Annotated in this window: 16 protein-coding genes; 8 read left to right on the plus strand and 8 right to left on the minus strand. The window is 71.7% G+C overall.

Annotation, left to right across the window (positions count from 1 at the left end; translation table 11 throughout):
• Positions 1-201 precede the first annotated feature (201 nt).
• Both ACZ69M_RS42755 and ACZ69M_RS42760 read right to left on the minus strand, forming a co-directional pair.
• Positions 202-735 carry an SUKH-3 domain-containing protein gene (locus ACZ69M_RS42755; protein ID WP_470058657.1) on the minus strand — a complete coding sequence of 178 codons (534 nt, stop codon included), beginning with the start codon at positions 733-735 and terminating at the stop codon, positions 202-204.
• Between the two features lie 80 nt (positions 736-815).
• Entirely contained in the window at positions 816-1,325 is a 510-nt protein-coding gene (locus ACZ69M_RS42760) for a YwqJ-related putative deaminase (protein ID WP_470058659.1), read from the minus strand.
• Positions 1,326-1,553: 228 nt separating this feature from the next.
• Between ACZ69M_RS42760 and ACZ69M_RS42765 the strand changes: the two genes are divergently transcribed.
• The 3 genes from ACZ69M_RS42765 (at position 1,554) to ACZ69M_RS42775 (ending at position 6,508) form a co-directional block, all read left to right on the plus strand.
• Complete coding sequence (locus tag ACZ69M_RS42765; RefSeq protein WP_470058661.1) at positions 1,554-2,540, plus strand: SMI1/KNR4 family protein; 987 nt, start codon at positions 1,554-1,556, stop codon at positions 2,538-2,540.
• Between the two features lie 7 nt (positions 2,541-2,547).
• Entirely contained in the window at positions 2,548-5,433 is a 2,886-nt protein-coding gene (locus ACZ69M_RS42770; RefSeq protein WP_470058663.1) for an SUKH-4 family immunity protein, read from the plus strand.
• A 187-nt stretch (positions 5,434-5,620) separates the two neighbouring features.
• Entirely contained in the window at positions 5,621-6,508 is an 888-nt protein-coding gene (locus ACZ69M_RS42775) for a cellulose-binding protein (RefSeq protein ID WP_470058665.1), read from the plus strand.
• Positions 6,509-6,549: 41 nt separating this feature from the next.
• Here the strand turns inward: ACZ69M_RS42775 and ACZ69M_RS42780 are convergent, their stop codons facing one another.
• The 3 genes from ACZ69M_RS42780 to ACZ69M_RS42790 form a co-directional block, all read right to left on the minus strand.
• Positions 6,550-8,160, minus strand: a complete 1,611-nt coding sequence (locus ACZ69M_RS42780) for a sodium/solute symporter (RefSeq protein ID WP_470058700.1) — start codon at positions 8,158-8,160, stop codon at positions 6,550-6,552.
• Between the two features lie 32 nt (positions 8,161-8,192).
• On the minus strand, positions 8,193-8,690 hold the full coding sequence (locus ACZ69M_RS42785; protein ID WP_470058667.1) for a DUF485 domain-containing protein: 498 nt from the start codon (positions 8,688-8,690) through the stop codon (positions 8,193-8,195).
• Between the two features lie 197 nt (positions 8,691-8,887).
• A complete protein-coding gene (locus ACZ69M_RS42790; protein ID WP_470058668.1) occupies positions 8,888-10,402 on the minus strand; it encodes an MFS transporter in 1,515 nt (504 codons plus the stop codon).
• Between the two features lie 387 nt (positions 10,403-10,789).
• Here ACZ69M_RS42790 and ACZ69M_RS42795 point away from each other — a divergent pair, with 387 nt between their 5' ends.
• Positions 10,790-11,578, plus strand: a complete 789-nt coding sequence (locus ACZ69M_RS42795; RefSeq protein WP_470058670.1) for an ABC transporter ATP-binding protein — start codon at positions 10,790-10,792, stop codon at positions 11,576-11,578.
• Entirely contained in the window at positions 11,575-14,142 is a 2,568-nt protein-coding gene (locus tag ACZ69M_RS42800) for an ABC transporter permease (protein ID WP_470058672.1), read from the plus strand. Before ACZ69M_RS42795 ends, ACZ69M_RS42800 begins: the two co-directional genes overlap by 4 nt.
• Before the next feature lie 109 nt (positions 14,143-14,251).
• On the opposite strand, the gene ACZ69M_RS42805 is transcribed toward ACZ69M_RS42800, so the two are convergent.
• Positions 14,252-15,715 (minus strand): DUF2079 domain-containing protein, encoded by a 1,464-nt coding sequence (locus tag ACZ69M_RS42805; RefSeq protein WP_470058674.1) that lies wholly within the window; start codon positions 15,713-15,715, stop codon positions 14,252-14,254.
• Between the two features lie 325 nt (positions 15,716-16,040).
• On the opposite strand from ACZ69M_RS42805, the gene mfd reads away from it, so the two are divergent.
• Positions 16,041-19,571: a transcription-repair coupling factor gene (gene mfd, locus ACZ69M_RS42810; RefSeq protein WP_470058676.1), complete on the plus strand. Its 3,531-nt coding sequence runs from the start codon at positions 16,041-16,043 to the stop codon at positions 19,569-19,571.
• Between the two features lie 96 nt (positions 19,572-19,667).
• On the opposite strand, the gene ACZ69M_RS42815 is transcribed toward mfd, so the two are convergent.
• The gene (locus ACZ69M_RS42815; RefSeq protein WP_470058678.1) at positions 19,668-20,252 is read right to left on the minus strand and encodes a TetR/AcrR family transcriptional regulator; all 585 of its coding nucleotides are present in this window, start codon (positions 20,250-20,252) and stop codon (positions 19,668-19,670) included.
• Positions 20,253-20,389: 137 nt separating this feature from the next.
• On the opposite strand from ACZ69M_RS42815, the gene ACZ69M_RS42820 reads away from it, so the two are divergent.
• Entirely contained in the window at positions 20,390-21,274 is an 885-nt protein-coding gene (locus tag ACZ69M_RS42820; protein WP_470058702.1) for an SCO6745 family protein, read from the plus strand.
• A 183-nt stretch (positions 21,275-21,457) separates the two neighbouring features.
• Here the strand turns inward: ACZ69M_RS42820 and ACZ69M_RS42825 are convergent, their stop codons facing one another.
• Positions 21,458-21,646 (minus strand): Rv0909 family putative TA system antitoxin, encoded by a 189-nt coding sequence (locus tag ACZ69M_RS42825; RefSeq protein ID WP_470058680.1) that lies wholly within the window; start codon positions 21,644-21,646, stop codon positions 21,458-21,460.
• Positions 21,647-21,809: 163 nt separating this feature from the next.
• Between ACZ69M_RS42825 and ACZ69M_RS42830 the strand changes: the two genes are divergently transcribed.
• Entirely contained in the window at positions 21,810-22,535 is a 726-nt protein-coding gene (locus tag ACZ69M_RS42830; RefSeq protein WP_470058682.1) for an HNH endonuclease family protein, read from the plus strand.
• Positions 22,536-22,598: the final 63 nt, after the last annotated feature.

The raw sequence follows: 22,598 nt of genomic DNA on the forward strand, positions 1-22,598 counted from the left end.
CGCGGTCATTGTCTGCGGGCCGGTGGGGGCTGAGCGCGCAGTTCCCCGCACCCCTGGGGGCGGGGCTGCGCCCCGGCCCCCTGCGTCGGGCTGAACGGCCGCGCCCTCGAACGCCGGACGGGCTGGAGGGCTTTCAGGGGCGCGGGGAACTGCGCGACCAGCCCCCACCGGTCCGCAGCGGAAGAAACCTCCCGGGGGCCGTCAGCCCGCTGTCAGGCGGACGGGGGCGATGCCGGACAGGAGGGTGGTGAGGGCGGTGTCGATCTCGGGGCCGAGGTACCAGTCGCCGGTGTGGTCGAGTGCGTAGACGCGGCCCTCGGAGTCGATGGCGAGCAGGGCGCGGGAGTCGGACTCTTCGCCGAGGGGGCAGACCTCGGCGTCCAGGGCGCGGCCGAGGTCGCCGAGGGTGCGGGCCATGTGGAGGCCGTGCAGGGGGTCGAAGTGGAGCGCGGTCGGCGCCAGCTGGCGGCCGGGCCCGGTGGGTTTCACGTGCAGTCCGCCGAATTCCGCCCAGGCCTCCACCGCCGCGGGGAACACGGCGTGCCGGTGTCCCGCGGGGGACTCGTGGCCGCGCAGCGTGTCGGCCCAGTACTCGGCCTGCTTTATGTCCCAGCGCCCGGGTTGCCATCCCGCGGAGCGCAGCGCGGCGTCCACGGGTGCGGAGAAGCGTGTTGAGGGTCCGCCCTGCTCGAGTGGGGCCGAGAGCTTGGGGGAGGGGGAGCGGTCGGGGTGCATCTGCCCTTCGTTCGTCGAGGGTCGGGACATCGGCGCGCTGGCGGGGGCGCCGTCGTACGTGTGTGTGCGGGGGGGGGAGTTCAGGAGCCGCCGGTCGTTGCCGTCGGGTCGACGACGTGGACGCCGAAGTGGTCGCTGAGCGCCGTGCAGGCGCGGCAGGGCGCGGCGAAGCTGCCGTGCAGTGGGTCGCCGTCCTCGCGGATCCGTCGTGCGGTGAGTTTGGCCTGTTTGAGGGCTTTGCGTGCCTCGCCGTTGGTCATCGGCTTGCGGGCGGCGCGTTTGCTGCGGGTGGCGTCGACGGTGGCGATGTGGCGGGAGATGAGGATCGCTTCGGCGCAGCGGCCGGTGAAGCGGTCGCGTTGTGCGCTGGTGAGGGTGTCGAGGAAGTCCTGGACGAGGGGGTGAAGGGCGGGCGGCTGGTCGCCGCGGGCGGCGGTGCCCGTGAGGGTGGCGCCGCGTACGGAGAGGGCGGCGGCGACGGTGGGGAGTATGCCGTCGCGGCGGTGCAGGAGGGTGGGTGCGTGGGCTGCTTCGGTGCTGCTCCAGCCGACGCGTGGGTCCCCGGACGTGCCCGTATGTGTCGCGTTCATGATCGTTCTTCCCTCCCTTGCATCCCCCGATGCGGCTACAGACTGCCAAATGGCGTGGCGGGTGCGGTAGCTGGGGCGCGCGACACGCCCGGGCTTCGTCATACCGTCACGGCGGGGTGACGGCAGGTCACGGAACCGGAGGCCCGGTGACCGGTGTCTTCCAACCGCATAGGCTGTCGATATCCGCGATCCGAACAGCTATTGAGAACGCCGCAGGGGGCAACCGCCATGACGACAGGTCGGCTCGGGCAGCAAGCCGCGCCGCCGAACGCGGCCTATGCCGGGCAGGTCGTGCATTTCCCGGATCCGGTCCGGGCCGCTCGCCACCCCAGGGGTGTGCGGGTCGATGCGCACGGCTACCCCGACTTCTCGCCGTACGCGCGCGGCGCCGCGGAGATCGCCGAACCTCCGGAGGGTTTCGGCGTGGACGAACTGCGGTTGACGGACTACGTGTCGGCGAACGCGGCGCTCGCCACCGCGGGGCACGATCTGTGGGACACGATTCCGCCCGTGGCCACTCCGCACGGCTGGACCTGGCATCACGTGCGGGGCACGCGGCGCCTGGAGCTCGTCCCCGTGGAGGTCAAGGCGCTGTTGCGGCATCACGGCGGTATCGCGACGGCGGCCGTGGATCACGGCAAGCGGGGGACGCGTCCGTTGCAGGACACGCGGCCCGCGCACTTCGGGCTGCCTAAGTCGGCGGTCGCGGTGAGCGAGCAGCAGGTGCTCGGGGTCGAGGAGGACCTCGGCTATCGGCTGCCGGGTGCCTACCGGTCCTTCCTGAAGGCCGCGGGCGGGTGCGCGCCGGTCGGTGCCGCGCTCGACGCGGAGCTGGGTCTGCTGGTGGACCAGCCGTTCTTCACGGTGCGCGAGGAAGCCGCCGTGAACGACCTCGTCTACATCAACAAGTGCCTGCGCGACCATCTGACCAAGGACTATCTGTGCGTCGGATTCGTGCAGGGTGGCCTGCTCGCCGTCAAGGTGAAGGGTGACGCGATCGGGTCGGTCTGGTTCTGCGCGTACGACGATGCCCGCGACCAGGACGCCTGGCCGCCGGCCGAGCGTGTGCAGCGGCTGTTGCTGCCCTGTGGCGCCGACTTCGACCAGTTCCTGTCCCGACTCGCGGGCAATCCGCCGGAGTTGGAGACGGTGGCGAACCTGATGGTGGACGGTGGCTTCGCGCGTGCCGTTCCCGTCTCTTCCCTGGGGGAGTGAACGTCCGATGGTGACCTTCGCGCAGGCGCAGGAGCGCGCGGAAGAGTGGATCAACGGCGAGATGCCCGGGTACCAGCATCGTGAGGTGCGGGTGCGGGAGTTCGAACTCGGATTCGTGGTGTGGGCCGAGGACCGTGTCGACGGTCCGCGTTCCGACGGGGGCGCGCAGCGGCTCGTCATCGCGCGGGACAGCGGGGAGGCGACGCTCTGGCCCGGGCTGCCGGTCGGTGAGGTGATCCGCCGGTACGAGGAGGAGTACGGGGTGCCGCAGGTGTCCCCGGAAGCGGCTCCGGCGCCTCCGGCCCGGGTCGATCTGAACCAGACGTCGTTCTTGCTGAGCCCTCCGGAGTGGTTGCAGGAGGCGGCGGACAAGCTGGGCATTCCGGATCGGCGGTCGGGTGCGACGGCCGGCGGTGCCCATGGCGCGGGTGGCGGGGCCGGCCTCGGTGCGGGTTCCGGTGCGGGTTCTCACGCGGGTTCCCATGCCAACGGGGCTTCCGCGGCCGGTGGTTCGGCGCCGCCTTCTCCTTCTTCTCACCCTTCTCCCTCTTCTCCTTCGCCCACTTCCCCTTCGGACGCGCCGCCGCCGTGGCCCGCCGCCGCGGCCGGTGACGAGCGGGACGCGGGTCCGCGGGATGCCGTGGGGGTGCCGGGCGTGCCCGCTTCGGCGACTCCGTGGGCGGGGACGGACACCGCCGGGGACGGGGGCGAGGACCGTTCCGTGCCGCTGCCGGCGACCGTGTTCGCGCCGCAGCTGACCGACGCCGACGACAAGGCGGGTCCGGGTGCGTCGCCCGGTGTGACCCCGGACGCCAAGACGGCTCTGATGTCCGGCGGCAGTCAACTCCCGCGTACGGCGCAGGCGCCCGCGGTCGACGACCGCACGGCCCCGCCGGCGTACGGCTATCCACAGGCGGGCCCGGGTGCGCCGGGCATGCCGGGCACGCCGCCTCCGGGTGTTCCGGTTCCTGGTGGTCCGGTTCCCGGTGTTCCGGCTCCTGGTGTTCCGCAGGGCGTGCCTCCGTCCGGACCGCCGGCCACGTACGGCTACCCGCAGGGGCCCGGTGGTGCTCCCGGGACGCCTCCTCCTCCGCCTACCGGCGGCCCGCAGGGCACGCCCCCGCCCGGTGCGCCCGGGTACGGGTACCCGCAGGGGCAGCCCCCCGTGGCGCCGCCGCGGCCGCTGCCGCCGAACGCCGGTGACATCGCCGACGCCGCGACCAGCAAGGCGCAGGCGCCGCCGAGGGGCGCGCGGGGTGGTGGCGTGAGCGCGCCGCCTCCGCCGAGCGCTCCGGGCGTACCGGGTGCGCGGCCGGGGAGCGCCCCGCCGCCTCCGCCCCCGCCGCCGTCGTCCGGGCCCGGTGCTCCGGGCACCCCGGCGGGCGGGTACGTACCGACGCAGCTCGTCTCGCAGCTCGGCCCGAACGGGCCCGGGGTTCCTGGTGCACCTGCCGCCCCCGGTGCTCCGCAGCCTCCGGGTGGTACGCCTCCCGGGGGTGTCCATCACGCCGCGACCATGCTGGCGGGTCCGCCCGCGGGCGCACCCCAGCCTCCGGGTGCGCCGGGTGCACCTGGTGCGCCTGGTGCTCCGCAGACTCCGGGCACTCCGCCCGGCGGTGTCCACCACGCCGCCACCATGCTGGCCGGTCCTCCGGCGGGCCCTCCGGCGGGCCCTCCGGCGGGCCCTCCGGCGGGCCCTCCGGCGGGTCCTCCGGTCGCCGGTCCCGGCGTACCGCCGCCCCCGCAGGCCCCCGGCATGCCTCCGGGCGCGCCGCATCCGATGCCGGGACAACCCATGCCCGGTCAGCCCGTGCCCGGTCAGCCGATGCCGGGACAGCAGATGCCCGGTCAGCCCATGCCCGGTCAGCCGACGCCCCCGGGGCAGCAGCCTCCGGCGTACGGCTACCCGCAGGCCGGTCAGCCGACCGTCGGGCCGGGGTATCAGGCCGTGCTGCGCTACCGTGCGCAGGACGGTTCCGAGCAGCAGTTGATCCGGCGCTCGGCGCCGGGGACCCCGCACCCGGAGTGGCAGATCCTGCACGAGTTGCGCGCGATGAACGTGCCGCCGCAGCAAGTCCTGGAGCTGCACACGGAGTTGGAGTCGTGCGAGCTGCCGGGCGCGTACTGCGCGCGGATGATCCGGGAGAGCTGGCCGCAGGCGCGGATCACCAGCATCGCGCCGTACGGCACGGACCACGCGAGCCGTCAGCAGGGGATGCACCAGCTCCTCGCGCATCAGGGCGAGTTGCACCAGGTGGCGGACGGTCCCGCGCGCCCGGCGCCGGTGCGGGCGCCGATTCCGCCGGTGCAGCCCGCACCGCCGGTTCCGCCGGAGGCGATCGGGCAGGAGCTGGCGGCGGCGTTCGGGCCTGGTCTGTTCCGGTTCGACCAGGCCGCGGTGTCGCGGCAGGGTGTGCCGAACATCGTGGCGCACACGCTGGTGGTGGCCGGACTGCCCGTCGACATGGGCCCGTTCTTCTGGGCGCAGGCGCAGCCCGGCCGTCCGGTGCCGACGCTCGCCGAGCTGGCGCAGGAGCGTGGGGTGCAGCCGGCCACGGACGCGGGCTCGTACCTGGTCATGGGCAGTGACTTCGGCAAGGCGATCTGTGTCCAGTACGGCACGGCGAACATCGTGGCCGTGCCGGTGGAGGCGGGCCCGGGCGGTGCCTCGGTGCCGCCGCAGTTCGTGAACACGGGGCTGCCCGAGTTCGCGCGCTGTCTGGCTCTGCTCGGCCGGATGTGGCGGCTGCGGTTCGGGCTCAACCAGGAGCAGGCGGGCCGCTGGACCGTCGACTTCCAGGCGCAGCTCGCCTCGCTCGACCCGGCGGCGCTCGGCTCGCCGGAGAGCTGGTGGTCGGTGCTGCTGGAGCAGATGTGGGACGGCTTGCTGTGATGCGCCGCTGAGCGTCCGTCAGGGAGCCGAAAGGGTTGGACCCGGTCGTATGGCCGGGTTCAACCCTTTTTTTACGTGGCTGACCGCTACGAATGCGCGGAGTGTCGCGTTATGAACACTTACGCCTGATCCACCAGGATGTGCGCCACATCGTGTTGTACGTCGCACAGTGGAGAGGGGCTCAGGGATGAGCAGCGCATCGGTGTCGCCGCACGGCTTCGTGGCCGTATGGGGGCGCGGTTACCGTCCCGAGCAGGTCGACGCGTACTTCGCCGCGCTCTCGCAGGTCCGCGACACCGCCTGGGAGCGGGCCGCCCGGCTGACCGTTCTGGCCAAGGAGATGGACGCGGAGGCCGGGCGGCTGCGGGAGGTCGTGGCGCGGCTGGCCCCGCAGACGTACGAAACGCTCGGCGAGCGCGCCTGCCGGATTCGCGAGCTCGGTGAGGAGGAGGCCACGGCGGTGCGCGAGAACGCGCGGAGCGCGGCCCGGCTGGCCGTCGAGGAGGCCGAGGCGGAGGGGCGGCGGCTGCGTGAGGCGGCGCAGGCGTACGCCGACGAGCTGCGCGGCGAGGCCGAGGAGCGCGCCCGGCACCGTCTGCTCGCCGCCCGCGCCGAGGCCGACGAGATGCGGATCGCCGCCCGTCGCGCGGTCAAGGAGGGCCGGGGGGAGGCGCTGGCGGTGCTGCGCGAGGTGCGGCAGCGCACCGAAGGCCTCCTCGAAGAGCAGGAGAAGGAGCACGCCGAGCGCCGGGAAGAGGCGGAGCGGGCGGCGGTGGAGCGGGCGGCCGCGCTCGACGCGCACCAGGTGGAGCGGGGGGTGCGCGCCGAGGCCGCGTTGGCCGAGGCCGAGCGTGCCCTGGCCGAGGCGGAGGAATTCGCCCGGCACGGGCAGGAGGATGCGGGGGCGCAGGCCGCCGAGGTGCTGGCCGAGGCTCGTGTTCATGAGGAGCGGATCGCCCGTGAGACGGAGCGGGTGCTGCGCGAGCACGGGGAGCGGTGGGACGGCGTACGGGCGCAGATGGAGCAGGTGCGGATGAGCCTCATGACGCTGACCGGGCGAACACCGGTGGAGTAGGGGGGCGGGGTGGGGGCCGTTCCTGCGCCGCGGGCCGGCCCTTACGGCGTTCTCCGTACCGCCCCCGCCAGGATCCACCCCTCCACCGCCTCGTACTGCCTGCGCTGTTCCTCCGCCTTGCGGCGCCCGGAGATCGCCGTCCCCAGCCACCCGTAGGCGAAGCCCAGGGGAATGGACACGAGGCCGGTGGTGGTGAACGGGAACCAGTTGAAGTCGGCCTCGGGGAAGGCCGAAGTGGGGGAGCCGGAGACCAGGTTGGTGCCGGTCATGAGGATGAGGACGGTCAGCGTTCCGCCGATGAGGGTGCACAGGAGGCCCGTGCGGGTGTAGCGGCGCCAGAAGAGGCCGTAGACCAGCGCGGGCGCTATGGCCGAGGCGCCCAGGCAGAACGACAGCGTGACCAGGGGTTGCAGGCTGCGGTGCTGGACGAGGGTGGCGAGCAGGATCGCCGGTGCGCCGACCGCGAGCGCGGAGACCCGGGCGAGGGTCATCTCGCGGCGCGGGGACAGCTCCCGGATCCGCCCGGCGAACACGTCGTGGGCGAGGGAGTTGGCGCAGGCGAGGATCATCCCGGCGACCGAGGCGAGGAGCGTGAGGAAGATCGCCGTCGTCACGGTCGTGAAGAGGAGGGTCTCGGCCGTCGACACGTCCGGTCCGAACGCGGCCCTGGATCCCAGCAGGTAGGCCGTGTTGCCCTGCGGGTCGGCGCTCGCGATCACGGACCGTCCGATCAGTGCCGTGGCCCCGAATCCGACGACCGTGATGACCAGCACGAAGACGGCCACGCAGGGTACCGCCCAGGACATCGAGCGGCGGACCTGACGGGCGCTGCCCGCGGTGTACATGCGCATGGTGATGTGCGGCAGGCAGGCGCCGCCGAGGACCACGGTCAGCTCCGAACTGATCATGTCGATACGGGGGCTGGGCCCGCCCGCGAACTGCAGGCCGGAGTGCAGGAAGGCGGTCCCGACGCCGCTGTTGCGGGCGGCGGTGTCGAACAGGGCCCCGGGGTCCCAGCCGAAGCGCTGCAGGATGAGGGCGGAGACCACGGTGCCGGAGCCGAGCAGCATCACGATCTTCAGGATCTGGATGAGGGCGGTGCCCTTCATGCCGCCGATCGCCGCGTAGCTGATCATCAGTGTGCCGAGGCCGATGATGCAGCCGGTCTTGAGGGAGTCGCTGGAGAAACCGAGGATGAACGCCAGCAGATCGCCCGCGCCGGCGAGTTGGACCAGCATCAGCGGCAGCAGGGCGACGAGGGTCGCGGCGCACGCCGTGATGCGTACCGCGCGCCCCGGCATCCGTCGTGCGAGCGCGTCGCCCATGGTGAACCGGCCCGCGTTGCGCAGCGGTTCGGCCAGCAGGAACATCAGCAGCATCAGCGACAGGGCGGTGCTGAGGGCGAGGACGACACCGTCGTACCCGGCGAGGGCGATGACGCCGCCGGTGCCGAGGACGGTCGCGGCGGAGATGTAGTCCCCGGCGATGGCGAGGCCGTTGCGCATCGGCGACAGGGAGCCGTAGCCCGTGTAGAACTCGTCGAGGTCGTCGCGGTCGGGTCCGGTCATCACGCACAGCAGCAGCGTGATCGTGGCGACGGCCGTGAACGCCACCAGTGACATGGCCCGTGCGGAACTGCTGAACCCGACCATGCTCGTCAGGGCGGTCACCTCGGACATCCGGCTCATCGGGTCGCCTCCCGCTTCGCGTCCAGCTGGGTCTGCCGGCGGATCCGGTCCGCGATGGGGTCGACGCGCCGGCGCGCGGTGTACTCGTACAGCCCGATCGCCAGGCAGGTCACCGGCACCTGGAGCAGTCCGAGCAGCAGTCCGATCGGCAGCCCGCCGGACACTTCGCTCGTCATCAGCCCCGGCGCGAACGCCGACAGGAGGAGGAAGAGGGTGAAGTAGCCGAGCGCGGTGAGCGTCGCGACCCGCCGTTGCCGGCGGTAGGCGCCGCGCAGGACGCGGAGGTCGCTGTGCCTGCCGAGTGCCTGGTGACGCGGTTGTCGCCGTCTCTCGGGTTCGGGTGGCTGGGGCTGCGGTTGCCAGGGATAGGTGAGGTGCGAGGGGGGCGTGTGGTGGGGGGACGGGTACGGGGACGGGTGCTGCGGCGGGTCATGCGGGTCGTACGACGGCTGGTGCCGCCTCTGGTGCTCGGGGGACGAGAACGCGTCTTGCATCCCGTGATCTCCTTGCGTGGCTCGGGCCCGGTGCGGACCGCAGGGAGTTGGGGGGTGGGCGAGGCACGCACGCTACTCGCAAGTAGCCGGTCTACGTGAGGCTTTCACCAAACTGAGCGGTCGGTATGCGCTTACTTCGGCGACCCGGGGTGTTACCCGCGTTTACACCGGGGGTTCATCGACAGTTCGCCCTGTCTTCAGTCCCCGGGATTCTTGATGACCGGGAAGCGCCGCGGTGCCACGAACAGCAGGACCAGGAAGGCGAGTGCGGCGGCGCCCGCCGCGCCCAGGTAGACGGCGTGGACCGCGTCGGCGACCGCGTGGCGCACATGTTCGGCCGGCGCGCCCGAGTCCAGCGCCCGCGTCACCGCGTCCAGGTCCCCGGCGCCGCCGAGCCGCGCGGCCAGCACCCCGTTGGCGATCGCGCCGAACAGGGTCGCGCCGATGGTCTGGCCGGTCTGGCGGCAGAAGAGGACCGACGCCGTCGTCGTGCCGCGTTCCTCCCAGCCGACCGTCGACTGCACGCCGATGATCAGCGGGAGTTGGAAGAGGCCCAGGGCGCCGCCCAGCAGGAGCATCAGCAGGGCCGGCTGCCAGGGCTCACCGGGGTAGGGCAGGAAGGGGAAGGCCAGCAGGATCAGGGTCGCGGTGCCGATGCCGAGCATCGCGGTGTTGCGGAAGCCGATCCGCCCGTAGACGTGCTGGCTGAACGCCGCCGACACCGGCCAGCTCAACGTCCACACGGAGAGCACGAATCCGGCGGCGACGGGCGCCAGGCCGAGGACCGCCTGCGCGTACGTGGGCAGGAACACCGTGGGGGCGACCATGAGCAGTCCCAGTGCGCCGAGCGCCAGGTTGACGGCCGCGATCGTGCGGCGCCGCCACACCCACCCGGGGATGATCGGCTCGGCCGCCCGGCGCTCGATCACGACCACGGCACCGATCAGCGCGAGTCCCGTACCGAACAGGGCGAGCGAAGGGGCCGACAGCCAGTCCCAGGCGACCCCGCCCTGCACCAGCGCGGTGAGCAGCACACCGCCGCAGGCGAAGACGGCCAGCGCGCCCGCCCAGTCGATCCGGGGGCGGCGGCCGGAGGACTCCCGTACCGGCTCGTGCAGATGGCGGACGATCAGCCACAGCGCCAGCGCGCCGATCGGCAGGTTGATGAGGAAGATCCAGCGCCAGTCGGCGTACGCGGCGAGAACCCCGCCGAGGGAGGGGCCCGCGATCGCCGAGGTCGCCCACACCGTGGACAGCTTGGCCTGGATCTTGGGGCGCTCCTTGAGCGGGTACAGGTCCGCGGCGAGCGTCTGCACCGTGCCCTGCAGCGCGCCGCCGCCCAGGCCCTGCACGATCCGGAAGGCGATGAGCGCGGCCATGTTCCAGGCGGTGGCGCACAGCAGTGAGCCGAGGAGGAAGACGGCGGCGCCCGCGACGAGGACCGGCTTGCGGCCGAAGGTGTCGGAGAGCTTCCCGTACACCGGCAGGGTGACCGTCACCGCGAGCAGATAGCCCGAGAACAGCCAGGAGAAGACGGAGAAGCCGCCGAGGTCGCCGACGATCTGCGGTACCGCCGTGGAGACGATGGTGGAGTCGAGCGCGGCCAGCGCCATGGAGAGCATCAGGGCGGCGACGACGGCACCCCTGCGGCTGCGCGAGGCCGCCGGGTGCTGCGTCGCCGCGGCCCGTATTCCGGTGTCCCCCTGGCCCACTGGAGCGCCCCCCTGATCGGTTCCCCCTGCAACCATCCGCCGTCCCCCACCATCTCACTTGACCTTCACGTAGCGGGAGGGTGGACGCTGACCGGGTCCGAGGGTGGAGGCAACCCCGAGAGGGACTCCACCGAAGGGTGGACTGCCCCTAGGGGTCTCTCCCCACTAGGGCTCGGGGGGTGGTCGTACCGGCGGAGGACGAGACGGGCCGGGGCCGTCCTTAACCTGGCTTTATGCCGCTGAGGGCGGTGGACCGGACCCACGGGGGTGGGGTTTTCCCCCGTAGAAGACTGCGCTGGGCACCAGCGCGCCGGACCACCCCTCGCCACCAGACTTACCGACGTAGCGAAGAGCACTTCATCCGCTGACCGACATAGGAGATACACCGTGACATCGGCTGTGACCATTCCCAGGCACGGGGGCACTGGAGGGCGTACGGCCGTTGCCGCGCGGGCGCGGCAGGTCGTCAAGGCGTACGGGTCCGGGGAGACGCGGGTCGTCGCCCTGGACCAGGTCGACGTGGACATCGCGCGGGGGCAGTTCACCGCGATCATGGGCCCCTCGGGGTCCGGCAAGTCCACGCTGATGCACTGCCTCGCCGGACTCGACACCGTCACCTCCGGCCAGATCCACCTCGACGAGACCGAGATCACCAGGCTCAAGGACAAGAAGCTCACGCAGCTGCGCCGGGACCGGATCGGGTTCATCTTCCAGGCGTTCAACCTGCTGCCGACGCTGAACGCGATAGAGAACATCACGCTGCCGATGGACATCGCGGGCCGCAAGCCGGACAAGGGCTGGCTCAACCAGGTCGTGGAGACCGTCGGGCTCGCCGACCGCCTCAAGCACCGGCCCAGTCAGCTCTCCGGCGGCCAGCAGCAGCGCGTCGCGGTGGCGCGGGCACTCGCCGCGCGGCCCGAGATCATCTTCGGGGACGAGCCGACCGGAAACCTCGACTCCCGGGCGGGCGCCGAGGTGCTGGGCTTCCTGCGCCGCTCGGTGGACGAGCTCGGCCAGACCATCGTGATCGTGACGCACGACCCGGTGGCGGCCTCGTACTCGGACCGCGTGCTGTACCTCGCCGACGGCCGGATCGTCGACGAGATGTACCAGCCGACGGCCGATCAGGTCCTCGACCGCATGAAGGACTTCGACGCGCGGGGGCGTACGTCATGACCGTCCTGAAGACGTCGATGCGCAACTTCTTCGCGCACAAGGGGCGGATGGCGCTGTCGGCGGTCGCGGTGCTGCTGTCCGTGGCCTTCGTCTGCGGCACGCTGGTGTTCACCGACACCATGAACACGACGTTCGACAAGCTGTTCGCCGCCACCTCCTCCGACGTGACCGTCTCGCCGAAGGCGGTCAAGAGCGACAGCACCCCGCAGAACGGCAGGCCCGACTCGCTGCCCGCCTCGGTCCTGGAGCGGGCCAAGAAGGCGGAGGGCGTCAAGTACGCCGAGGGCGCGGTCAGTTCGATGAACGTGACCGTCGTCAACAGCGCCAACAAGAACATGGGGTCGAGCACCGGGGCCCCGACGATCGCCGGCAACTGGACGCGCAACGATCTGCGTTCGATGGAGATCACCTCCGGTCACGTCCCGCGCGGGCCGACCGAGACGATGGTCGACGCCGACACCGCCGACAAGCACCACCTCAAGCTCGGCGACGAACTGCGCACCATCGCCGTCACCGGTGACTTCAAGGCCCGGATCGTCGGCATCGCCACCTTCAAGGTGACCAACCCCGGTGCCGCCGTCGTCTACTTCGACACCGCCACCGCCCAGCGCGAACTGCTCGGCGCCACCGGCCGGTTCACCAACATCAACCTCTCCGCCGCCACCGGTGTCACCAACGACACGCTCAAGCAGAACGTCATCTCCTCGATCGGCGCCGGCGCGTACAAGGTGCAGACGCAGAAGGAGTACGCCGACGAGAACCGCTCCGGCGTCGGCTCCTTCATGGACGTCATCAAGTACGCCATGCTCGGCTTCGCCGGGATCGCCTTCCTGGTCGGCATCTTCCTGATCATCAACACCTTCTCCATGCTGGTCGCCCAGCGCACCCGCGAGATCGGCCTGATGCGGGCGATCGGCTCGTCCCGCAAGCAGGTCAACCGGTCCGTCCTGGTCGAGGCGACCCTGCTCGGCGTCTTCGGCTCGATCCTCGGCGTCGGCGCGGGCGTCGGCCTCGCGGTCGGCCTGATGAAGCTCATGTCGGCGGCGGGCATGGACCTGTCCACCCGCGATCTGACGGTCAAGGCGACCACCCCGGTCATCGGACTCGTGCTCGGTGTCGTGGTCACCGTCCTCGCCGCCTATCTGCCCGCCCGCCGGGCCGGCAAGGTCTCCCCGATGGCCGCGCTGCGCGACGCCGGTACACCGGCGGACGGCAAGGCCGGTCTCGTCCGCGGCATCATCGGCCTGGTCCTCACCGGCGCCGGAACCTTCGCGCTCTTCACGGCGGCCCATGCCGACAAGGCGAGCGACGGTTCGCTGGTGCTGGGCGCGGGAGTCGTCCTGACCCTGATCGGGTTCGTCATCATCGGCCCGCTGCTCGCGGGCGGTGTCGTCCGGGTCATCAGCGCGGTGCTGCTGCGCTTCTTCGGCCCCGTCGGACGGATGGCGGAGCGCAACGCGCTGCGCAACCCGCGCCGCACCGGAGCCACCGGCGCGGCCCTGATGATCGGCCTCGCGCTGGTCGCCTGCCTGTCGGTCGTCGGCTCGTCCATGGTCGCCTCCGCGACCGACGAGCTCGACAAGACGGTCGGCACCGACTTCATCATCCAGGGCAACCAGCGGATCGTCCCGCAGGCGGCCAAGGCCATCGAGACGACACCCGGCCTGACGCGCGTCACCCACTACCGGGACCTGGAAGCCAAACTGACCACCCCTGACGGCGCGTCGGACACGCAGGGTGTTACGGCCGCCGACCCCACCTACCCGCAGGACCTGCGCCGCAAGACCACGGCCGGTGACCTGAACGCCGCCTACGGCAAGGACTCCATGTCCGTCGGCTCGAAGTTCGCCACCCAGCACCACGTCAAGGTCGGCGACACGCTGACCGTCGCCTTCAAGGGCGGCAGCACGGCGAAGCTCAAGGTCGCCGCGATCACATCCGACGACGGGGTCATCGACCAGGGCGCGCGCTACACCAGCACCGAGACCATGCGCACATACCTCCCGGCCAACCGGATCCCGCCGGACCAGATCATGTTCGCCAGCGCCAAGAAGGGCCAGGAGAAGCAGGCGTACGCGGCCCTGAAGAAGTCCATGGAGCCCTACCCGCAGTACCAGGTCCGCGACCAGACCGACTACAAGCAGGAACTCAAGGACCAGATCGGCCAGCTCCTGAACATGGTCTACGGCCTGCTCGCCCTCGCGATCGTCGTCGCCGTCCTCGGCGTCATCAACACCCTCGCCCTGTCGGTGGTGGAGCGGACCCGCGAGATCGGCCTGATGCGCGCCATCGGGATGTCCCGCCGCCAGCTGCGCCGCATGATCCGCCTGGAGTCGGTCGTCATCGCCCTCTTCGGCGCGCTGCTCGGCCTCGGCCTGGGCATGGGCTGGGGCGCCACCGCCCAGAAGCTCCTCGCCCTGGAAGGCCTGAAGGTCCTGGAGATCCCCTGGCCGACCATCATCGGGGTCTTCATCGGCTCGGCGTTCGTGGGCCTGTTCGCCGCCCTGATCCCGGCGTTCCGGGCGGGCCGGATGAACGTACTGAACGCCATCGCCACCGACTAGCCGACGGCAGCAGCCGCCGCGAAGCCACCGTATACGGGGGTTACGGGGGACGGGCCCGGCCCAGGAGGACATCACCTCCTGGGCCGGGCCCGCGGCCGTACGCGGTGCGTCAGGTGTGTCCGGTGCGCCGCTCCAGGAGTACGTAGCCGTAGGCGGCGCCCACGACGTCGTACGCGGCGTGGGGGTGCAGACGGCCGGCGTACGCCTGGACGTCCTGGACCGAGTGGTCGGAGTCGTCGAGGGCGATGAAGTCCGGGGTGAGGCCACCGGTGCCGCCCGTCCAGAAGACCCGGCAGCGCGCGACGAGCCGACTGCTCGGGCCGACGTTCGCCTCGACGCTCGCCCCGTCCGGGATGCGCGCCAGCAGCCGTTCGACGGCACTCACGCGCGCGGGCTTGCGATACGCGGCGGGCTCGCCCAGCACGGACAGCGGGAGCGAGGGCGTCAGCGCGAGCGCGGCCGCGACGACGGCCGTGGGCAGGTGCAGCGCGTACGAGCGCAGCCACGGACGCGGGCTCCAGCGGGCCCGGGAGAGCGCGTCGGCGAGGGCGAGGGACAGGACCGGCATCAGGACGGCGCTGTAGTGCCAGTCCGTGCCCCAGTAGTGCGGGTCGCAGGAGAGGAAACGCCAGCCCAGGGTCGGCAGGGCGACCAGGAGGAGCGGGGAGCGCAGGGCCAGCAGACCGGTGGTGGGGATCAGCAGCCAGGCGAGGGTGCGGAGTTTGGTGGCCAGGCCGTCGAGGGGATCACCGCCGGCCTTGTTCCAGTAGGTGTAGGTGTCCGCGGTGCTGAAGGCAGGGATCACCACCGTGAAGGTGAGCACTGCGGCCAGTACTCCGAGGACGGCGGCCCCGAGCGCGTACAGGGCCGTACGCGGAGCGGGCTTCCGGGCCCGCACGGCCACGACCAGGGCGATCGCGGCCAGGGTGAGCCCGAGGTCCTCCTTGACGAGGACCAACGGGAACGCCCACAGCAGGGCCGCGCGCCACCGTCGCTCCAGGACCGCCTCCAGGGAGAAGGCGATCAGCGGGACGGCGAAGCAGATCTCGTGGAAGTCGAAGTCGACGGCGCGCTGGATCCCCCACGACAGCCCGTACGCGAGACCCAGTGCGAAACCCCGGGAGCGGCCGAGGAGCCGGGCGGCGGCGCGGGTGACCGGGACCGCGGACAGGGCCAGCAGCGCGGCCTGGGCGACGAGGAGGGTGACCGGGGTGGGGAAGAGACGGTAGGCGGGCGCGAGGAGGGCGGTGACCGGGCTGAAGTGGTCGCCGAGGAGGTTGCTGCCCGGGCCCCTGAGATCGGCGACGGGGGCGCGCAGGTGGGCGTACGCGCGGACGGCCTGCTCGAAGATGCCGAGGTCCCAGGAACGGGTCGCCAGATGCCGCCAGCGGCAGACCGACAGGGTCGCGTACGCGGTGAAGAGCAGGACCGCCAGGAGCTGGGGGTCGCGCAGGCGCCGGTCACGGACGAGGACTGCCGTGACCGGCGGGGGTATGGGGGCGCTGTCGGTTCTTGGGAGGCCGGCGGTGGCGGTGGCGGTGGCGGTGTCGGCGGGGGTCGGGTTCGAGCTCATGCGGCTCCCGGTACGTGATCACATGTCACGGGGTATACGCCGGGGACGTGGGGTGTGGTTGACGGTTCGGGGTGTGGTGCGGCTCACTTCCCGTGCGTGGGGTGGGCGCGGGAGATCGCCGGTCTGCGGGCCGGCGGGGGCTGGGCGCGCGGTTCCGTGCGTCTTTGAAGAGACGCTCCTGGAGACGGGCCTGCGAACCGGGCCCGGAGCCGTCCACCTCGTGCGTCTCACAGGGAGCGCGGCGCCGTCGTAGGCTGGACAACCCCGGCCCGTCGAGACGTGTCGGGCGGTTCGCGTTGCCCTCTCTCCGGGATGGAAGCCCTTCATGAGCCTGCACGGTCTGCTAGACGCCGTCGTCAAGGACGCCGCCCTCGCGGAAGCGGTGAAGGCCGCCACCGACGGCAACCGGATGCACATCGACCTGGTCGGCCCGCCCGCCGCCCGCCCCTTCGCGGTGGCGGCCCTGGCCCGCGACGCCGGCCGCCCCGTACTGGCCGTGACGGCGACGGGACGCGAGGCCGAGGACCTGGCCGCGGCGCTCAGGTCCCTCCTCCCGGCCGACACGGTCGCGGAGTACCCGTCGTGGGAGACGCTCCCGCACGAGCGGCTCTCCCCCCGCTCGGACACCGTCGGCCGCCGTCTCGCCGTGCTGCGCCGCCTGGCGCACCCGCGCCCCGACGACCCCGAGACCGGCCCCGTGTCGGTCGTCGTCGCCCCGGTGCGCTCGGTGCTGCAACCGCAGGTCAAGGGCCTGGGAGACCTGGAGCCTGTCGCGCTGCGGACGGGCCAGAGCGCAGACCTGGGCAGGATCGTCGAGGCGCTCGCGGCAGCCGCGTACTCCCGGGTCGAGCTCGTCGAGAAGCGCGGCGAGTTCGCCGTACGCGGCGGCATCCTGGACGTCTTCCCGCCCACCGAGGAGCACCCCCTCCGGGTGGAGTTCTGGGGTGACGACGTCGAGGAGATCCGTTACTTCAAGGTCGCCGACCAGCGCTCCCTCGAAGTCGCCGAGCACGGACTGTGGGCGCCACCCTGCCGCGAGCTGCTCCTGACGGACGAGGTGCGGGAGCGGGCGGCCCGGCTCGCCGAGGAACACCCCGAGCTGGGCGAACTGCTCGGCAAGATCGCCGAGGGCATCGCCGTGGAAGGCATGGAGTCACTGGCTCCGGTCCTCGTCGACGACATGGAACTGCTGCTCGACGTCCTGCCCAAGGGCTCGATGGCCGTCGTCTGCGACCCGGAGCGGGTGCGGACGCGGGCCGCGGACCTGGTGGCGACCTCGCAGGAGTTCCTGCAAGCCTCCTGGGCGGCGACGGCCGGGGGCGGCGAGGCCCCCATCGACGTCGGCGCGGCCTCCCTGTGGGCCATCGCGGACGTCCGCGACCGGGCCCGCGAGCTGGACATGATGTGGTGGTCGGTGTCGCCGTTCGCGGCCGACGAGGAGCTGGACGCGGACACCCTCAAGCTCGGCATGCACGCTCCCGAGACCTACCGCGGCGACACGGCCAGGGCGCTCGCCGACACCAAGGGCTGGCTCGCGGACGGCTGGCGCACGGTGTACGTCACCGAGGCGCACGGCCCCGCCGCCCGTACCGTCGAGGTCCTCGGCGGCGAGGGCATCGCGGCCCGCCTCGACGCGGAGCTGACCGAGCTGACGCCCGCCGTGGTGCAGGTCGCGTGCGGTTCGATCGACTACGGCTTCGTGGACCCGGCACTCAAGCTCGCCGTCCTCACGGAGACCGACCTCTCCGGCCAGAAGGCGGCCGGCAAGGACGGCGCGCGCATGCCGGCCCGCCGCCGCAAGACCATCGACCCCCTCACGCTCGAAGCCGGCGACTACATCGTGCACGAGCAGCACGGTGTCGGCCGCTACATCGAGATGGTGCAGCGGACCGTCCAGGGCGCGACGCGCGAATACCTGGTCGTGGAGTACGCCCCGGCCAAGCGCGGCCAGCCCGGCGACCGCCTCTACATCCCCACCGACCAGCTGGAACAGATCACGAAGTACGTCGGCGGCGAGGCCCCCACCCTGCACCGCCTGGGCGGCGCCGACTGGACGAAGACCAAGGCGCGCGCCAAGAAGGCGGTCAAGGAGATCGCGGCGGACCTGATCAAGCTGTACAGCGCGCGCATGGCGGCGCCCGGTCACGCCTTCGGTTCCGACACTCCTTGGCAGCGCGAACTGGAGGACGCCTTCCCGTACGCGGAGACCCCCGACCAGCTCACGACCATCGCCGAGGTCAAGGAGGACATGGAGAAGACGGTCCCGATGGACCGCCTGATCTGCGGCGACGTCGGCTACGGCAAGACGGAGATCGCGGTCCGCGCGGCCTTCAAGGCGGTGCAGGACGGCAAGCAGGTCGCGGTCCTGGTGCCGACGACGCTGCTGGTGCAGCAGCACTTCGGCACCTTCTCCGAGCGCTACTCGCAGTTCCCGGTGAACGTCCGCGCCCTGTCCCGCTTCCAGACCGACACGGAGGCGAAGGCCGTCCTGGAGGGCCTGCGGGACGGCGCGGTGGACGTCGTCATCGGCACCCACCGGCTGTTCTCCGCCGAGACCAAGTTCAAGGACCTGGGCCTGGTCATCGTCGACGAGGAGCAGCGCTTCGGCGTCGAGCACAAGGAGCAGCTGAAGAAGCTGCGCGCCAACGTGGACGTCCTGACGATGTCCGCCACCCCCATTCCCCGTACGCTCGAAATGGCGGTGACGGGCATCCGGGAGATGTCCACGATCACCACCCCGCCGGAGGAGCGGCACCCGGTGCTGACCTTCGTCGGCCCGTACGAGGAGAAGCAGATCGGCGCGGCCGTCCGCCGTGAACTGCTGCGCGAGGGCCAGGTCTTCTACATCCACAACCGGGTCGAGTCGATCGACCGGGCGGCGGCGCGGCTGCGTGAGATCGTCCCCGAGGCGCGTATCGCGACGGCGCACGGCCAGATGGGCGAGCAGGCTCTGGAGCAGGTGGTCGTCGACTTCTGGGAGAAGCGGTTCGACGTGCTCGTGTCGACCACGATCGTCGAATCCGGCATCGACATCTCCAACGCCAACACGCTGATCGTGGAGCGCGGCGACAACTTCGGCCTCTCGCAGCTGCACCAGCTGCGCGGCCGGGTGGGCCGAGGCCGTGAGCGCGGCTACGCCTACTTCCTGTACCCGCCGGAGAAGCCCCTGACGGAGACCGCGCACGAGCGGCTCGCGACCATCGCCCAGCACACGGAGATGGGCGCGGGCATGTACGTGGCGATGAAGGACCTGGAGATCCGTGGCGCGGGCAATCTGCTCGGCGGCGAGCAGTCGGGCCACATCGCGGGCGTCGGCTTCGACCTGTACGTCCGTATGGTCGGCGAGGCGGTCGCGGACTACCGGGCCTCCCTGGAAGGCGGGGTCGAGGAGGAGCCGCCCCTGGAGGTCAAGATCGAGCTGCCGGTCGACGCGCACGTCCCGCACGACTACGCGCCGGGTGAGCGGCTGCGTCTGCAGGCCTACCGCGCCATCGCCTCCGCCAACACGGAGGAGGACGTCAAGGCCGTACGCGAGGAACTCACCGACCGCTACGGCAAGCTGCCCGAGCCGGTGGAGAACCTGCTGCTCGTCGCGGGCCTGCGGATGCTCGCGCGGGCGTGCGGCGTCGGCGAGGTCGTGCTTCAGGGCAACAACATCCGCTTCGCACCGGCGGAGTTGCGCGAGTCCCAGGAACTGCGCCTCAAGCGGCTCTACCCGGGCACGGTCATCAAGCCGGCCGCCCACCAGCTCCTCGTACCCCGCCCGAAGACGGCGAAGGTGGGCGGGAAGCCGTTGGTCGGGCGGGAGTTGCTGGGGTGGACCGGGGAGTTCCTGGCGACGATTCTCGGGTCGTAGAGGTCGTAGAGGTCGTAGAGGTCGTAGAGGTGGTAGAGGTCGTGCGGAGGCGTAGAGGCCGTAGGGAGTCGTAGCGGCCGGTGGTGGAGGCCGGGCTCACGCCGACGGTGGCTGGAACAGCATCCCCGTCAGGGTGCGGAAGACCTCCTCGGGGTCCTGGTCGCCGACCGCGCCGTCCAGGTTGTGGCCGAGGAGCAGCGTGGCGAAGCCGTGGGCCAGGGACCAGGCGGCGACTCCGGCGAGGCGGGGGTCGGTGCCGGGTTCCTGCACCCGGTCGGAGACGGCCTGGCGCAGGCGGTCCGCGGTCAGGGCGCGGGCCGTGGTCAGCTCCAGGTCGTTCTCGCGCAGCAGCTCCGGCGTGAACATCACCTGGAAGTGCGCGGGGTGCTCACGCGCGAAACGTACGTAGTGGACGCCCGCGTCCCGTAGGTCCGTGGCCTCGGTGAGCGTGGCCGACAGCAGCGCGTGGCCCTCGGCCGCGATCGCCGTGAGCAGGCCGGTGCGGTCCTTGAAGTGGTGGGCCGGAGCCGCGTGCGAGACGCCGGCCCGGCGGGCCAGGTCGCGCAGACTCAGCGCGGACGGGCCTTCGGCGGCGATGACGTCGAGCGCGGCGCTCAGGATCGCGCGACGCAGATCGCCGTGGTGATAGGGGCGTTCGGGAGTGGTCTTCGCGGTCTCCATGGTCATCAGCGTACGCGGAATCTAGGCATTGACAAGTTCGGCGGGGTCGGGCAATCTTGTCAGTGTCAAGTTATCGCGTGGGTGGGAACGGGACGAGGGGGTTCGTCATGTCGGAGCGCGGTAGTGAGGTGGCCGGGATGGAGACCGGGGGCGGGATCGAGCTCGGTGAGGTGCGTCGGCTGTGGCACCTGCTGGAGCCCCTGCACGCGGTGCTCTACTTCGCGCCGGAGATCTTCGAGGAGTCGGCCGCGCTCGGGTACGCCGGGTCGGCGCAGGAGCGCTGGCCGACGTACTTCCCCTTCCGCGCCGCGCCGTTGGGGGCGGTCGGGAGCGAGCGCGTGTCCTCCGCCTTCTACAGCTTCAGCCCGCGGATGGTCGCCGCGCACATGGACTCGGCGTGGGACACCGCGAGCCCCGCGGACGTGCTGAAGGCGAGGGAGCGGGGCATGGACCGGGCGTGCCGCGCGATATTCGGCGACCGCGCGGCGAGCCCCGAACTCATCGAGGCCGCAGGGCTGTTGCGCCGCGCCGCCGAGGCCGCGAACACCGCGGGCCGGCCCATGGCCGCGGCCAACGCGGAGCCGGCGTGGCCGGTCGCCCCGCACCTCCAGGTGTGGCATGCGGCGACGATCCTGCGTGAGCACCGGGGCGACGGACACCTCGCGGCGCTGCTCGTCGCCGGGCTCGACCCCGTCGAAGCGCTCGTGTCCTTCGCGGCGATCGGTGCGGCCTCCGTCGAGCGCTTCGAGAGCCGCGGCTGGAGCCCACGGGAGTGGAGCGCCGCCCGCGAACGCCTCGCCGCGCGCGGCCTCGTGACCGAATCCGGCGCCGTCACACCCGCGGGCCGCGAGCTCCGCGCCGAGGTCGAACGCCACACGGACGAACTGGCCGCCGCCCCCTGGCTCGCCCTCACCCCTGCCGACCGGGGCCGACTGACCGAGCTGCTCGGCGAGTTCTGGGTCGCTGTGCTGGGTTCGGGGCTGCTGCCTTCGGAGTCCACGTTGGGGATCGGGAAGGTGTAACGGGAGGGTGTGAGGGCGCGAGGGTGTGGGGGTGTGAGGGTGCGGGCGTGAGAGCGGGTGTCGCCGGGGCGACGCAGGTGAAGCCGCCCGCGGGAGTGGGGCTTCGCGGACGGCCTCGGTGTCACGGTCGATCGGTGGGTGTGTCGTGCCTCGCGCGTCTGCGCGGCTACGGCTGATCGGGGTCTACGGCTGATCGGGCCGGTCGGTCGGTTCGCGGTCCATGCCCATCGCGCCCTCGGCCTTCTGCTGGGCGTCGTCGACCTGGTCCGTGTACTTGTTGCCCGTCTTCTCGTTGATCTCCCGTTCCCCGGCGTCGGACATGTCCTTGCCCTTGGACTTCGCCTGATCCTTGAATCTGTCGAAGATGCCCATGCGGGAGCTCCTTCCGGAGGTGTGTCACCACCGACGATACGCCCGGCGTGCACCTATTGCCCGTTGAAGGAGGGTATGGGCTGGGCATGCCCGCCGCTACCGTGGGCACCAGGGAAACGCGCCCTGTGCAGGGCGGGCCCGGGGAACAAAGGGGAGGGGCGTCGTGGTGCGTCTGAGGGGTGGGGCGGCGGCTGCCGCACTGGTGCTGTTCGTCGTCGGCGCGGGGGTCAGCGGCTGCAAGAAGGACACCACGGGCTCGGCCGGCCCGCAGGGCACGGCGGCCGGCGGCGCCGCGCTCAGCGCCGTGGACTCGCTGACCGTCAAGGGGCGCGCGCCCAAGACGGGCTACAGCAGGGAGAGGTTCGGCACGGCCTGGGCCGACACGGACTCCAACAAGTGCGACACCCGCGACGACATCCTCAAGCGGGACCTGAAGAACGTGAAGTTCACCGGTGGCACCTGCAAGGTTGTCTCCGGGGCGCTCGACCCGGACCCGTACTCCGGCAAGGAAGTGACATACAAGCGTGGCCGCAGCCTGGTGGACATAGACCACCTCGTCGCACTCTCGGACGCCTGGCAGAAGGGCGCCAAGTACTGGGACGCGAGCAAGCGGATAGCGCTGGCCAACGACCCGCTCAACCTGCTGTCCGTCGACGCGAGCACCAACCGCAGCAAGGGCGACGGCGACACCGCGACCTGGCTCCCGCCCAACAAGGGGTACCGCTGCACGTATGTGGCCGCGCAGGTGGCCGTGAAGAAGAAGTACGGGTTGTGGGTCACCGACGGGGAGAAGGCCGCGATGAAGAAGGTGCTCTCCGAGTGCCCCGGCCAGAAGCTTCCCTCGGGCGGCAATCCGACCCAGGCGCCGAAGCGGTTCACCGCCAACTGACGCTGTTTCATACTGCTCGGCGCAAGAGCGAGATGACGAGAATCTGTCAAGAAGGTGAGGAGC

Source organism: Streptomyces sp. NPDC107454 (genome assembly GCF_055582885.1).